This is a genomic window from Shigella sonnei (assembly GCF_002950395.1).
Classification (GTDB): Bacteria; Pseudomonadota; Gammaproteobacteria; order Enterobacterales; family Enterobacteriaceae; genus ECMA0423.
The window spans coordinates 2,463,449-2,477,342 of sequence record NZ_CP026802.1 but is presented as its reverse complement, the minus strand read 5'-3'; the positions used below and the strand labels follow the sequence as shown (position 1 = coordinate 2,477,342).

At 52.0% G+C, this 13,894-nt stretch carries 11 protein-coding genes and 5 pseudogenes; 6 read left to right on the top strand and 10 right to left on the bottom strand.

Features of this window, described 5'->3' with window-relative positions; translation table 11 throughout:
- Positions 1-71: 71 nt before the first annotated feature.
- Both purE and purK read left to right on the top strand, forming a co-directional pair.
- Positions 72-581: a 5-(carboxyamino)imidazole ribonucleotide mutase gene (purE, locus tag C1P89_RS13125; RefSeq protein ID WP_001377893.1), complete on the top strand. Its 510-nt coding sequence runs from the start codon at positions 72-74 to the stop codon at positions 579-581.
- Positions 578-1,645: a 5-(carboxyamino)imidazole ribonucleotide synthase gene (purK, locus tag C1P89_RS13120; RefSeq protein ID WP_000815542.1), complete on the top strand. Its 1,068-nt coding sequence runs from the start codon at positions 578-580 to the stop codon at positions 1,643-1,645. Before purE ends, purK begins: the two co-directional genes overlap by 4 nt.
- 136 nt (positions 1,646-1,781) lie before the next feature.
- On the opposite strand, the gene C1P89_RS13115 is transcribed toward purK, so the two are convergent.
- The 8 genes and pseudogenes from C1P89_RS13115 to C1P89_RS13080 all read right to left on the bottom strand — a co-directional run.
- The gene (locus tag C1P89_RS13115) at positions 1,782-2,675 is read right to left on the bottom strand and encodes a carbamate kinase (protein WP_000855388.1); all 894 of its coding nucleotides are present in this window, start codon (positions 2,673-2,675) and stop codon (positions 1,782-1,784) included.
- Positions 2,672-3,325, bottom strand: a complete 654-nt coding sequence (locus tag C1P89_RS13110) for an oxamate carbamoyltransferase subunit AllH family protein (protein ID WP_000152509.1) — start codon at positions 3,323-3,325, stop codon at positions 2,672-2,674. The genes C1P89_RS13115 and C1P89_RS13110 overlap by 4 nt, the downstream gene beginning before the upstream one ends.
- A 10-nt stretch (positions 3,326-3,335) precedes the next feature.
- Complete coding sequence (locus C1P89_RS13105) at positions 3,336-4,595, bottom strand: YlbE family protein (protein WP_000495364.1); 1,260 nt, start codon at positions 4,593-4,595, stop codon at positions 3,336-3,338.
- A gap of 53 nt (positions 4,596-4,648) precedes the next feature.
- A protein-coding gene (locus tag C1P89_RS13100; protein ID WP_237158191.1) for an IS1-like element IS1A family transposase occupies positions 4,649-5,346 on the bottom strand; the annotation gives its coding sequence in 2 pieces (ribosomal slippage) (positions 4,649-5,097 and positions 5,097-5,346; 699 coding nt in all).
- 55 nt (positions 5,347-5,401) lie between these two features.
- Positions 5,402-6,262: pseudogene (locus C1P89_RS13095) on the bottom strand (uracil/xanthine transporter); the annotation flags it as partial.
- Between the two features lie 56 nt (positions 6,263-6,318).
- Positions 6,319-7,497, bottom strand: a pseudogene (gene allB, locus C1P89_RS13090) (allantoinase AllB); the annotation flags it as partial.
- Positions 7,497-8,267: pseudogene (gene hyi, locus C1P89_RS13085) on the bottom strand (hydroxypyruvate isomerase); the annotation flags it as partial. The pseudogenes allB and hyi, both read right to left, overlap by 1 nt.
- A gap of 12 nt (positions 8,268-8,279) precedes the next feature.
- Positions 8,280-8,456: pseudogene (locus C1P89_RS13080) on the bottom strand (hypothetical protein); the annotation flags it as partial.
- Positions 8,457-8,511: 55 nt separating this feature from the next.
- On the opposite strand from C1P89_RS13080, the gene C1P89_RS13075 reads away from it, so the two are divergent.
- The 4 genes and pseudogenes from C1P89_RS13075 to sfmF all read left to right on the top strand — a co-directional run bounded on the left by C1P89_RS13075 (position 8,512) and on the right by sfmF (position 12,577).
- Positions 8,512-9,209, top strand: a protein-coding gene (locus C1P89_RS13075) for an IS1-like element IS1A family transposase (RefSeq protein ID WP_237158186.1) whose coding sequence is annotated in 2 segments (ribosomal slippage) — positions 8,512-8,761 and positions 8,761-9,209 — 699 coding nt in all. Because the reading frame shifts where the segments join, the coding sequence is not laid out codon by codon here.
- Between the two features lie 47 nt (positions 9,210-9,256).
- Positions 9,257-11,031, top strand: a pseudogene (fimD, locus tag C1P89_RS13070) (outer membrane usher protein FimD).
- Positions 11,032-11,043: 12 nt separating this feature from the next.
- Positions 11,044-12,051, top strand: a complete 1,008-nt coding sequence (gene fimH / locus C1P89_RS13065; protein ID WP_000691067.1) for a type 1 fimbria D-mannose specific adhesin FimH — start codon at positions 11,044-11,046, stop codon at positions 12,049-12,051.
- 10 nt (positions 12,052-12,061) lie between these two features.
- Positions 12,062-12,577 (top strand): fimbria assembly protein, encoded by a 516-nt coding sequence (gene sfmF, locus C1P89_RS13060; RefSeq protein WP_011310155.1) that lies wholly within the window; start codon positions 12,062-12,064, stop codon positions 12,575-12,577.
- Positions 12,578-12,579: 2 nt separating this feature from the next.
- Here sfmF and fimZ read toward each other — a convergent pair whose 3' ends face one another.
- Positions 12,580-13,164 carry a fimbria biosynthesis transcriptional regulator FimZ gene (gene fimZ / locus C1P89_RS13055; protein ID WP_005141110.1) on the bottom strand — a complete coding sequence of 195 codons (585 nt, stop codon included), beginning with the start codon at positions 13,162-13,164 and terminating at the stop codon, positions 12,580-12,582.
- 19 nt (positions 13,165-13,183) lie between these two features.
- Positions 13,184-13,881, bottom strand: a protein-coding gene (locus C1P89_RS13050) for an IS1-like element IS1A family transposase (RefSeq protein ID WP_094096600.1) whose coding sequence is annotated in 2 segments (ribosomal slippage) — positions 13,184-13,632 and positions 13,632-13,881 — 699 coding nt in all. Because the reading frame shifts where the segments join, the coding sequence is not laid out codon by codon here.
- Between the last annotated feature and the right edge of the window lie 13 nt (positions 13,882-13,894).

Below are 13,894 nucleotides of genomic sequence, written 5' to 3'. Positions count from 1 at the left end.
TGCTCTCTTTCCGTGCTATTCTCTGTGCCCTCTAAAGCCGAGAGTTGTGCACCACAGGAGTTTTAAGACGCATGTCTTCCCGCAATAATCCGGCGCGTGTCGCCATCGTGATGGGGTCCAAAAGCGACTGGGCTACCATGCAGTTCGCCGCCGAAATCTTCGAAATCCTGAATGTCCCGCACCACGTTGAAGTGGTTTCTGCTCACCGCACCCCCGATAAACTGTTCAGCTTCGCCGAAAGCGCCGAAGAGAACGGTTATCAGGTGATTATTGCGGGCGCAGGTGGCGCAGCGCACCTGCCAGGCATGATTGCCGCCAAAACGCTGGTGCCGGTGCTGGGCGTGCCAGTACAGAGCGCCGCACTGAGCGGTGTCGATAGCCTCTACTCCATCGTACAAATGCCGCGCGGCATTCCGGTGGGTACGCTGGCGATTGGTAAAGCTGGCGCGGCAAACGCGGCATTACTGGCAGCACAAATTCTCGCGACTCACGATAAAGAGCTACACCAGCGTCTGAATGACTGGCGCAAAGCACAAACTGATGAAGTGCTGGAAAACCCGGACCCGCGAGGTACGGCATGAAACAGGTTTGCGTCCTCGGTAACGGGCAGTTAGGCCGTATGCTGCGTCAGGCAGGCGAACCGTTAGGCATTGCTGTCTGGCCAGTCGGGCTGGACGCTGAACCGGCGGCGGTGCCTTTTCAACAAAGCGTGATTACCGCTGAGATCGAACGCTGGCCGGAAACCGCATTAACCCGCGAGCTGGCGCGCCATCCGGCCTTTGTGAACCGCGATGTGTTCCCGATTATTGCTGACCGTCTGACTCAGAAGCAGCTTTTCGATAAGCTCCACCTGCCGACCGCGCCGTGGCAGTTACTTGCCGATCGCAGCGAGTGGCCTGCGGTGTTTGATCGTTTAGGTGAACTGGCGATTGTTAAGCGTCGCACTGGTGGCTATGACGGTCGCGGTCAATGGCGTTTACGCGCCAATGAAACCGAACAGTTACCGGCAGAGTGTTACGGCGAATGTATTGTCGAGCAGGGCATTAACTTCTCTGGTGAAGTGTCGCTGGTTGGCGCGCGCGGCTTTGATGGCAGCACCGTGTTTTATACGCTGACGCATAACCTGCATCAGGACGGTATTTTGCGCACCAGCGTCGCTTTTCCGCAGGCCAACGCACAGCAGCAGGCGCAAGCCGAAGAGATGCTGTCGGCGATTATGCAGGAGCTGGGCTATGTGGGCGTGATGGCGATGGAGTGTTTTGTCACCCCGCAAGGTCTGCTGATCAACGAACTGGCTCCGCGTGTGCATAACAGCGGTCACTGGACACAAAATGGTGCCAGCATCAGCCAGTTTGAGCTGCATCTGCGGGCGATTACCGATCTGCCGTTACCGCAACCAGTAGTGAATAATCCGTCGGTGATGATCAATCTGATTGGTAGCGATGTGAATTATGACTGGCTGAAATTGCCGCTGGTGCATCTGCACTGGTACGACAAAGAAGTCCGTCCGGGGCGTAAAGTGGGGCATCTGAATTTGACCGACAGCGACACATCGCGTCTGACTGCGACGCTGGAAGCCTTAATCCCGCTGCTGCCGCCAGAGTATGCCAGCGGCGTGATTTGGGCGCAGAGTAAGTTCAGTTAAGCAGGTGCTCATTTGATTGCCGGATGCGGCGTAAACGCCTTATCCGGCTTACCGCTCCGGTACCCATTGTAGGCCTGATAAGACGCGTCAAGCGTCGCATCAGGCATGGTGCACCGATTGCCGGATGCTCTCATCACTACAGCGAAATACAGGTCCCCGCTTCGCCCGCCAGCGTCTCTTCAATTCGCGATAACGCCCCAATCCACGCGGGTTTACCACGGCTTCTGACATAACCACTCACCGCCGTTACCTTCGGCCCCATCGAACCATCGGCTTTGGCAAATGGCGCTAACTCATCCGGTGTGGCATGGCGAATGGCACGTTGCTGCGGCGTTCCCCAGTTTTCATATACCGCATCAGCATCGGTGAGGATCACCAGTCCATCGGCATTAATCTGCTCGGCGAGCAACGCAGCGGCGAGATCTTTATCAATCACTGCTTCACTCCCTGCCCCATCTTCCGTCACAGGCACACCTCCGCCGCCACTGCAAATCACCACATGCCCCTCTTTGAGCAACAACTCGATGGCTTCGCTGTCGAGAATTTTACGCGGTTGCGGAGACGCCACCACCCGGCGCAAATATTTACCATCACGTTTCATCTGCCAGCCGTAAGCCGCTTCCAGTGCCTCTTGTTCTTCTGGCTGATAAACCGGACCAATAAATTTCTCTGGCTGCAAAAACGCCGGATCATCAGGCGAAACCTCAATGCGCGTCAGCACCGTCGTAACAGGCGGCATCTGCGGCTGTGCGCTCAAGCTCTGCGCCAGCATATAGCCAATCATCCCCTGGCTTTCCGCCACCAGCACATCCAGCGGATACGGTTCTACCTCTTTCCACGCCAGATTCTGTAACGCCAGCAGCCCCACCTGCGGCCCGTTGCCGTGAACAATCGCCAGCCGATAAGAACGGGCCAGGCGTGCCAGCGCGGGTACAGCACTGGCGATATTGCGATATTGATTTTCCGCCGTCAGCGCCTCACCGCGCTGGAGTAAGGCGTTGCCCCCAAGAGCTACAACCAGTGTTTTCATGGTTTTCCTTGTAATAATTGTTGGCCAAGCCAGAACCCCAGCAGCGTATCTGCCCCTGACGTATGCCCCAGCGCCAGCAGCGAATCAATCGCAACAGCGGTACGTTTCGGGCAACTCAGAGCATGGACAAAGTGCAGGAGTGGCGAGGCGAAATATCCTTGCGCGGCATAACGTAAATAACTGACGCTCACCGCTGTGGTAACGAGTTGAAGATTGTCGGAATAGGCAAAAAACTGGCGTAACTCAGCAGGCAGCGGATCGCCTGCCGCCAACGCCAGTGGCCCGAAAAGCCCGGTTTCCTCCGCGCGTTGCATCCATGCAGCTGCAAGCGGTTGAGGATGCGCAGGCGGCGTAATACGCAGCAAACAATAACGCTGTGGCTGTTTAACCGTGAAACGCCCGAGGCGAATCCCTTGAGCCACAACCTGTGGTCGTTCATTGCCGCATAATCCACCGCATAACGCATCGAATTGCGCGCGGCGAAGCACCCATCCTCCGGGGCCGAAACCACTACCCTGACGATGCAGCGTTAACAGTTCGCCGCTTTCCGTCATCAGGTTAATCGCCCGTCGCCACACTCCCGCTAACCGCCAGGACTGGCGATAATTCGGTGCACTACGGCTGGCAAGCAGAGGATGGATGATCGTCATTGCGCGTTCCTCAACCAATCCCCATGCTTTCAGCCAGTGCTTCCAGCGCCTGTTCAAAACACGCCAGCGGTGCCCGCACAGTGCCTGCGCCAATCTGCCCGATCCCCGCCTCTTTATGGGCGATACCGGTATTGATGAGTGGCGTAATGTCGGTTTCTACCACGCGACGAATGTCCAGTCCCAGGCACGCGCCCTGAAAATCCCAGCCTGGGATCTGCAACTGCATATTGCGCTCAAGGTAAATTTCCGCCATCTCTTCAGATACCGCTCTGGCCGCTTCCATGCCACCCGCACCGACAAAGCGCGTTACGCCAGGCGCTGCGATCATTGCCGCACCTCCGATACCAAAGGTTTCGGTAATCGCGCTATCGCCCATATCCGGGTTCGCCTGCTCCTGCGAGAAGCCGGTGAAAAACAGACCTTGCGGAGTGTTTACAGGCGCAGTAAACCAGCGTTCGCCCAGCCCGCTTACCCGAATCCCGAACATATTGCCGTTGCGGGTCATTGCCGTGACGATGCTGCCTGCGCGGATCATCGCGCCAGCATCCATCGCCGCCTTGCAGTAAGCCATCGCGAGGTTGAGGAAGAACTGATCGGTCACGCTGAGGAAATCCATCACTTCGGCGATGTGCTGTTTATCATGATCGAGGCGAGCAATTTGTGGGGCCAGCGCACGCATTAACAGTGCAGAGGAAGCAATATTGCGTTGATGGAACTCATCGCCCATCGTAATGCCCTGCGCCATCATCGCCGTGAGATCGATACCGCGCTCCATGCGCCCCAGCGCCGCGCTTAATACTGGCATTAACACATCGCGCATCCAGCGATGGCGAGTCAGGACATCTTCGCCGTAAGCGCCAAAACGCATCACTTTGCCGATACCTTCGTTGAGGTTGCAGTACGCCCGGTTGCCGTCGGTCACGTTCTCGACCACCAGCATCGGCATACTGGCAGAAGTAATACCGCCCATTGGACCGACGGCATTCACATGGTGACAAGGAATGAAGTTCACTTCCCCCTGCTCCAGTATTGCCAGCGCCTGCGCTTCATCTTTCGCCCAGCCTTCGAACAGACATGCGCCCACGCACGCCCCTTTCATGGGTCCGGTCATCTCCTGCCAGCGCATTGGCGGCCCGGCGTGAAGCAGTGTTTTGCCCTCGTTTAGTTCGCTGATAAGTGAAGAAGCCGGTTGCACATCCAGCCAGTGTGGACGAGCGCGACGAATTTGTTCGATAACCGCAGCATTGGCTTGCGCCACTGATGTAAACATGGGAACCCCTTATTGCAAACGTTCTAATAAACGAGCCAGGTAATGACTCCAACTTATTGATAGTGTTTTATGTTCAGATAATGCCCGATGACTTTGTCATGCAGCTCCACCGATTTTGAGAACGACAGCGACTTCCGTCCCAGCCGTGCCAGGTGCTGCCTCAGATTCAGGTTATGCCGCTCAATTCGCTGCGTATATCGCTTGCTGATTACGTGCAGCTTTCCCTTCAGGCGGGATTCATACAGCGGCCAGCCATCCGTCATCCATATCACCACGTCAAAGGGTGACAGCAGGCTCATAAGACGCCCCAGCGTCGCCATAGTGCATTCACCGAATACGTGCGCAACAACCGTCTTCCGGAGACTGTCATACGCGTAAAACAGCCAGCGCTGGCGCGATTTAGCCCCGACATAGCCCCACTGTTCGTCCATTTCCGCGCAGACGATGACGTCACTGCCCGGCTGTATGCGCGAGGTTACCGACTGCGGCCTGAGTTTTTTAAGTGACGTAAAATCGTGTTGAGGCCAACGCCCATAATGCGTGCAGTTGCCCGGCATCCAACGCCATTCATGGCCATATCAATGATTTTCTGGTGCGTACCGGGTTGAGAAGCGGTGTAAGTGAACTGCAGTTGCCATGTTTTACGGCAGTGAGAGCAGAGATAGCGCTGATGTCCGGCAGTGCTTTTGCCGTTACGCACCACCCCGTCAGTAGCTGAACAGGAGGGACAGCTGATAGAAACAGAAGCCACTGGAGCACCTCAAAAACACCATCATACACTAAATCAGTAAGTTGGCAGCATCACCCATAAATCCGGTCGCCACAAAGCTGCGACGATAACGCGTATTCCCCGCGCCCTGCTGCGGATAAAAAACATCCGTGCCCCGAATCGCACCGTAGGTATTGCTGATATTTACCAGACCTGTAATCACCGCCGTCAGAATAATTCCCGGCGACAAAGCACCGCCACTGCCGAGCGGGAACCACTGCCAGTGCAACTCACCGGAGAGCGAATGCGAAGAAGGAAAGCAAAAGTACCACAACAACCAGCCGGTTATGGTGCCGACCAGCAGGCCATAACGGGCAAAACGTTGCGGCAGAAAGATAATCATCGCCAGTACCAGGCACATCACCGCCACCGAGAGCGCGAACGGTGGTAACTGAATTTTAAAATATGGGTCGGCTATGCCAAACGGCAGCCCGAGCATACCTTTGAAAAAGATAGTGGTCAGCTGTGCGCCCAGCATCAACATAAACAAGACCATCACCGACGGCGTAAATAACCGTGCCAGGCGATGGCCTAATCCGCTAAAACCAATCAACATCGTCAGCACGCCGGAGAGTGCAATCCCCACCGCCAGACTGGTAGCGATATCGTTGATCGGTGTCCCGCGCGATGCTTCGCCAAGGGTGATAGTAAGGATGGTTCCCCACCACAGGCCACCCGGCCCTTCCATAATAGCGCGACGATGACCGCAGAACGCCTGAGCGAAGCAGGCCAGTGCGGTAGCAAGAAAAGCATATTGCGTGAGCGTAAGCAGGCTACTTTGCGGCAACTGAAAAGCAGAAAGTAGCGTAGGAGGAACCACAACCGTGTTGCAAAAAATAAAGAAAAACCACTGAAATCCTGATAACAGGCTTTCGCGGCTGACTGCAAAATTGAACATAAACACACCTTAACCGGAGAATGCCCGCCGCAAGGACGGGCATTGCAGGGGCCAGATTACTGCTGATGTTTAAGGATAAATTGACCTTTCGGCGCAACAGGGAAGCCCTGTTCAATGTCGTAAATCACATCACCACGTAAGATGGTTTTCGTGATACGCGCGCCAATGGTACGGCCAACATACGGGCTGACTTTGTGGCGATATTCCAGATCGTCATTGGTAAGAACATAGCTGCTATTCGGCTGAATGAAGACGAAGTCGGCATCTTTTCCTGGGGCGATACGGCCTTTTTGCTGCAGACCGAAAATATCTGCTGCGTTAGTCGCCATTAATTTGCCGAACATTGGCAGAGACATTCCGCGTTTCTGTACCGCTTCATCGAACATCACGTCCATACAGTTTTGCAGACCGGCAATACCGCCCCATGCTTCCATGATGTTGCCGGCTTTCATTTCCGGAGGGCATGGTGAGTGGTCGGAAACCAGGCAGTCGATTTCACCGTTAAACAGTTTTTCCCACATGCCTTTCTGGTTTTCCAGATCGCGGATCGGCGGTGAACACTTCGCCAGAGTACCGATTTCTTCGAACTGATCGGTATCCAGTACAAAGTAATGCGGGCAGGATTCACAGGTAACATCCTGACCTTCCTGACGTGCACGAGTCACTTCTTCAACACTTTCCGGGCTGCTGATATGGCAAACGTGCAGACGGCAACCGGCAACTTTCGCCAGATACAGCACGCGGCGAATCGCTTCCACTTCGGTAAATACCGGACGCGAAGCCACATAGTCATGGGCAGTTACGCGACCTTCACGTTTCGCTTCTTCGCCCAGTGCGTCACAGATCAGCGCGTTTTCGCAGTGCACCAACACCGGCTGCCCCAGTTCGCCCAGCTTCTGCGCACCTTTGAAGAACTGCCAGTCGTTTACATCACGGAAGTCGTTGTCGATACCGCGATCGCCACAGGTCGCAACGAAGCATTTGAAGCCGACAACGCCCACTTCATCCAGCTCATGCAGACGGTCGATGTTGTAAGACACCAGGCCACCGAGTTGTGCCGCATCGATAGTCAGCTTGCCTTTAGCGGCATCGAACTTCAGTTCAATTGAAGCGCGGTCAACCGTTGCAGGCAGCTGGTTGAGCGGCATTTCGATCATGGTGGTGATACCACCTTTTGCCGCTGCGCGAGTACCGGTTTCATAACCTTCCCAGTGGCTACGACCCGGTTCAGAAAGTACGGATCCATCCAGCGTAAACCGGCTTCCGTGGTGGTTTGGGGTTTATATTCACACCCAACCCAACCGTTGTAGTCAGAATTTTCGATTACCTTAAAGAGATAATCATAATTAATTTCTCCGGTCCCCGGTTCGCCGCGATGCGGATTATCAGCAATTTGCAGGTGACCAATTTTATCGGCCCACTGAGTCATGGTGTTGGTTAATTCACCTTCCATCCGCTGCATGTGATAAATGTCATACTGAATTTTCAAATTGCAGCAACCAACATCATCAATCAATTTCAGCGCCTGCCGAGTTCCGGTGAGATGGAAACCAGGAATATCAAAATGGTTAATAGGTTCAATCAGTAATAAAATATCTTCTTTCATCAGCATATTCGCGGCATAACGCAGGTTTTCTACAAGCGTTGCGTGAATCTGTTCACTGCTGAAACCAGCCGGCGTTTTACCGACCAGACAGTTAATTTTTTTATTCCCCAGCGCACGGGCATAACGAATCGCTGCTGCTACGCCATCCCGAAACTCTTCTTCACGGCCAGGAATACAGGCAATACCGCGCTCCCCCGCCGCCCAGTCACCCGCCGGTAGATTGTGCAGCGTATGTTCGAGTTTATTACTCGCCAGCACCTGTTTTAATTCTTCAATGTCGTAGTCATAAGGAAACATAAATTCAACGCCGCGAAAACCACACTGCGCAGCTTTCTCAAAACGGGCGAGAAAATCATATTCACCAAATAACATCGATAAATTAGCAGAGAAACGTAACATTATTTATCTCCCTTATTCATAGTGCATGAAGCAGGTTTCAGTCGGTGCGTCCACTGCGTTATCGGCGATATCTTCAAATTCCATGACGTTATCCAGTTCGCTGCCCATCGAAATATTGGTCACACGCTCAAGAATAACTTCCACGACTACCGGTACCCGATATTGCGCCATTAAGGCTTTCGCCTGTTCGGTGATGCTGCCAACTTACTGATTTAGTGTATGATGGTGTTTTTGAGGTGCTCCAGTGGCTTCTGTTTCTATCAGCTGTCCCTCCTGTTCAGCTACTGACGGGGTGGTGCGTAACGGCAAAAGCACTGCCGGACATCAGCGCTATCTCTGCTCTCACTGCCGTAAAACATGGCAACTGCAGTTCACTTACACCGCTTCTCAACCCGGTACGCACCAGAAAATCATTGATATGGCCATGAATGGCGTTGGATGCCGGGCAACTGCACGCATTATGGGCGTTGGCCTCAACACGATTTTACGTCACTTAAAAAACTCAGGCCGCAGTCGGTAACCTCGCGCATACAGCCGGGCAGTGACGTCATCGTCTGCGCGGAAATGGACGAACAGTGGGGCTATGTCGGGGCTAAATCGCGCCAGCGCTCGCTGTTTTACGCGTATGACAGTCTCCGGAAGACGGTTGTTGCGCACGTATTCGGTGAACGCACTATGGCGACGCTGGGGCGTCTTATGAGCCTGCTGTCACCCTTTGACGTGGTGATATGGATGACGGATGGCTGGCCGCTGTATGAATCCCGCCTGAAGGGAAAGCTGCACGTAATCAGCAAGCGATATACGCAGCGAATTGAGCGGCATAACCTGAATCTGAGGCAGCACCTGGCACGGCTGGGACGGAAGTCGCTGTCGTTCTCAAAATCGGTGGAGCTGCATGACAAAGTCATCGGGCATTATCTGAACATAAAACACTATCAATAAGTTGGAGTCATTACCTTCGTGGTGTACGGCTTTATTCTTCCGATAATATGTATCCAGATAGCCAGCAAGGGTTTGCCCCAACGGTACGTGGGATTGCCCGTACGGCGGCCCAGCTAACGATTCGGCAAAATGGTTTTATTATCTATCAAAGCTATGTTTCCCCCGGTGCTTTTGAAATTACTGATTTGCACCCGACATCTTCAAATGGCGATCTGGATGTCACCATCGACGAGCGCGATGGCAGAATTACACAATTCCGTATTCAACAGTGCCGATTTTACAACGCGAAGGGCGTTTCAAATTTGACCTGACGGCGGGCGATTTTCGTAGCGGTAATAGTCAGCAATCATCACCTTTCTTTTTTCAGGGCACGGCACTCGGTGGTTTACCACAGGAATTTACTGCCTACGGCGGGACGCAATTATCTGCCAATTACACCGCCTTTTTATTAGGGCTGGGGCGCAACCTCGGGAACTGGGGCGCAGTGTCGCTGGATGTGACCCATGCGCGCAGCCAGTTAGCCGACGACAGTCGTCATGAGGGGGATTCCATTCGCTTCCTCTATGCGAAATCGATGTACACCTTCGGCACCAATTTTCAGTTAATGGGTTACCGCTATTCGACACAAGGTTTTTATACCCTTGATGATGTTGCGTATCGTCGAATGGAGGGGTACGAATATGATTACGATTACGACGGTGAGCATCGCGATGAACCGATAATCGTGAATTACCACAATTTACGCTTTAGCCGCAAAGACCGTTTGCAGTTAAATATTTCACAATCACTTAATGACTTTGGCTCGCTTTATATCTCTGGTACCCATCAAAAATACTGGAATACTTCGGATTCAGATACCTGGTATCAGGTGGGGTATACCAGCAGCTGGGTTGGCATCAGTTATTCACTCTCATTTTCGTGGAATGAATCTGTAGGGATCCCCGATAACGAACATATTGTCGGACTTAATGTTTCAGTGCCTTTCAATGTTTTGACCAAACGTCGCTACACCCGGGAAAATGCGCTCGACCGCGCTTATGCCTCCTTGAACGCTAACCGTAACAGCAACGGGCAAAATAGCTGGCTGGCAGGCGTTGGTGGGACCTTACTGGAAGGCCACAACCTGAGTTATCACGTAAGCCAGGGCGATACCTCGAATAATGGGTACACGGGCAGCGCCACGGCAAACTGGCAGGCCACTTACGGTACGCTGGGGGTCGGGTATAACTACGACCGCGATCAACATGACGTTAACTGGCAGCTGTCTGGCGGTGTGGTCGGGCATGAAAATGGCATAACACTGAGCCAGCCTTTAGGGGATACCAATGTTTTGATTAAAGCGCCTGGCGCAGGCGGTGTACGCATTGAAAATCAAACTGGCATTTTAACCGACTGGCGCGGCTATGCGGTGATGCCGTATGCCACGGTTTATCGGTATAACCGTATCGCGCTTGATACCAATACGATGGGGAATTCCATCGATGTTGAAAAAAATATTAGCAGCGTTGTGCCGACGCAAGGCGCGTTGGTTCGTGCCAATTTTGATACCCGCATAGGCGTGCGGGCGCTCATTACCGTTACCCAGGGCGGAAAACCGGTGCCGTTTGGATCACTGGTACGGGAAAACAGTACCGGAATAACCAGTATGGTGGGTGATGACGGGCAAGTTTATTTAAGTGGTGCGCCATTGTCTGGTGAATTACTGGTTCAGTGGGGAGACGGCGCGAACTCACGCTGCATTGCGCACTATGTATTGCCAAAGCAAAGCTTACAGCAAGCCGTCACTGTTATTTCGGCAGTTTGCACACATCCTGGCTCATAAAGGAAATTATCAATGAAGATAATCTGCAGATTATTATTGGCAATGGCATGTTTGTGTCTGGCAAACATATCCTGGGCTACTGTTTGTGCAAATAGTACTGGCGTAGCAGAAGATGAACACTATGATCTCTCAAATGTCTTTAATAGCACCAATAACCAGCCAGGGCAGATTGTTGTTTTACCGGAAAAATCCGGCTGGGTAGGTGTCTCAGCAATTTGTCCACCCGGCACGCTGGTGAATTATACATACCGTAGTTATGTCACTAACTTTATTGTTCAGGAAACTATCGATAATTATAAATATATGCAATTAAATGATTATCTATTAGGTGCGATGAGTCTGGTTGATAGTGTGATGGATATTCAGTTCCCCCCGCAAAATTATATTCGGATGGGAACAGATCCTAACGTTTCGCAAAACCTTCCGTTCGGGGTGATGGATTCTCGTTTGATATTTCGTTTAAAGGTTATTCGTCCCTTTATTAACATGGTGGAGATCCCCAGACAGGTGATGTTTACCGTGTATGTGACATCAACGCCTTACGATCCGTTGGTTACACCTGTTTATACCATTAGTTTTGGTGGCCGGGTTGAAGTGCCGCAAAACTGCGAATTAAATGCCGGGCAGATTGTTGAATTTGATTTTGGTGATATCGGCGCATCGTTATTTAGTGCGGCAGGGCCGGGGAATCGACCAGCTGGCGTCATGCCGCAAACCAAGAGCATTGCGATCAAATGTACGAATGTTGCTGCGCAGGCTTATTTAACAATGCGTCTGGAAGCCAGTGCCGTTTCTGGTCAGGCGATGGTGTCGGACAATCAGGATTTAGGTTTTATTGTCGCCGATCAGAACGATACGCCGATCACGCCTAACGATCTCAATAGCGTTATTCCTTTCCGTCTGGATGCAGCTGCGGCAGCCAATGTCACACTTCGCGCCTGGCCTATCAGTATTACCGGTCAAAAACCGACCGAAGGGCCGTTTAGCGCGCTGGGGTATTTACGCGTCGATTATCAATGAGGTACGGAGAATGAGAAGAGTACTCTTTAGCTGTTTCTGCGGGTTACTGTGGAGTTCCAGTGGATGGGCAGCTGACCCTTTGGGAACGATTAATATCAATTTGCACGGTAACGTTGTTGATTTCTCCTGTACCGTAAACACTGCGGATATTGATAAGACGGTAGATTTAGGCAGATGGCCTACGACACAATTACTGAACGCTGGCGATACCACGGCACTCGTCCCTTTTAGCCTGCGGCTGGAGGGATGTCCTCCGGGTTCAGTTGCGATTTTATTTACGGGAACGCCGGCATCCGATACCAACCTGCTGGCTCTGGATGATCCCGCAATGGCACAAACCGTCGCCATCGAATTACGTAATAGCGATCGCTCCCGGCTCGCACTGGGGGAGGCGAGCCCGACTGAGGAAGTAGATGCAAATGGCAATGTCACACTAAACTTTTTTGCCAATTATCGAGCGTTAGCCAGCGGTGTTCAGCCAGGTGTGGAGAAAGCGGATGCGATATTTATGATCAATTATAATTAATATTATATTAATTCGTATAATTTGGCGTAGTCGATAAGCTCTACAATTGAATGCAAACCTAGTTTGCCATAAATATTAGATTTATGCGCACTAACTGTTTTATTGCTAAGTAATAACTTATCGGCAATTTCTTTATTAGATAATCCGCTAACCAGATAACGTAATATGGTCACTTCACGATTAGATAGCACAGTGACCGTTGAACTATTCGTACTACATTTATTGCTTTTTATATAGTTGAGCGTTTCGCTAGGAAAAAACGTGTATCCGGAGAGGATCATCTGAACGGGATGAAAAATATCATTCTGATCATTGCATTTACTGACAAAACCGTTAGCACCAGCTTGTATCGCTCTGCCAGCATAAAAGCATTCTGATTTCGATGATAAAAATAACACTTTCACTGTGCTCTGGATTTGTTTGATCCTTTTCAGGAAGGTAAAACCGTCTGTTCCGGGCAAGTCTATATCCATAATGATTAAATCAACAGGACGGGTTCGGAGATAATCGATGGTTATGCGGTAATCATCCGTTTTCAGGACAATCTGCAATTCACTGTTTTTTTGCAACAGAACTTCAATAGACATTCTGGGTAATGACTCCAACTTATTGATAGTGTTTTATGTTCAGATAATGCCCGATGACTTTGTCATGCAGCTCCACCGATTTTGAGAACGACAGCGACTTCCGTCCCAGCCGTGCCAGGTGCTGCCTCAGATTCAGGTTATGCCGCTCAATTCGCTGCGTATATCGCTTGCTGATTACGTGCAGCTTTCCCTTCAGGCGGGATTCATACAGCGGCCAGCCATCCGTCATCCATATCACCACGTCAAAGGGTGACAGCAGGCTCATAAGACGCCCCAGCGTCGCCATAGTGCGTTCACCGAATACGTGCGCAACAACCGTCTTCCGGAGACTGTCATACGCGTAAAACAGCCAGCGCTGGCGCGATTTAGCCCCGACATAGCCCCACTGTTCGTCCATTTCCGCGCAGACGATGACGTCACTGCCCGGCTGTATGCGCGAGGTTACCGACTGCGGCCTGAGTTTTTTAAGTGACGTAAAATCGTGTTGAGGCCAACGCCCATAATGCGTGCAGTTGCCCGGCATCCAACGCCATTCATGGCCATATCAATGATTTTCTGGTGCGTACCGGGTTGAGAAGCGGTGTAAGTGAACTGCAGTTGCCATGTTTTACGGCAGTGAGAGCAGAGATAGCGCTGATGTCCGGCAGTGCTTTTGCCGTTACGCACCACCCCGTCAGTAGCTGAACAGGAGGGACAGCTGATAGAAACAGAAGCCACTGGAGCACCTCAA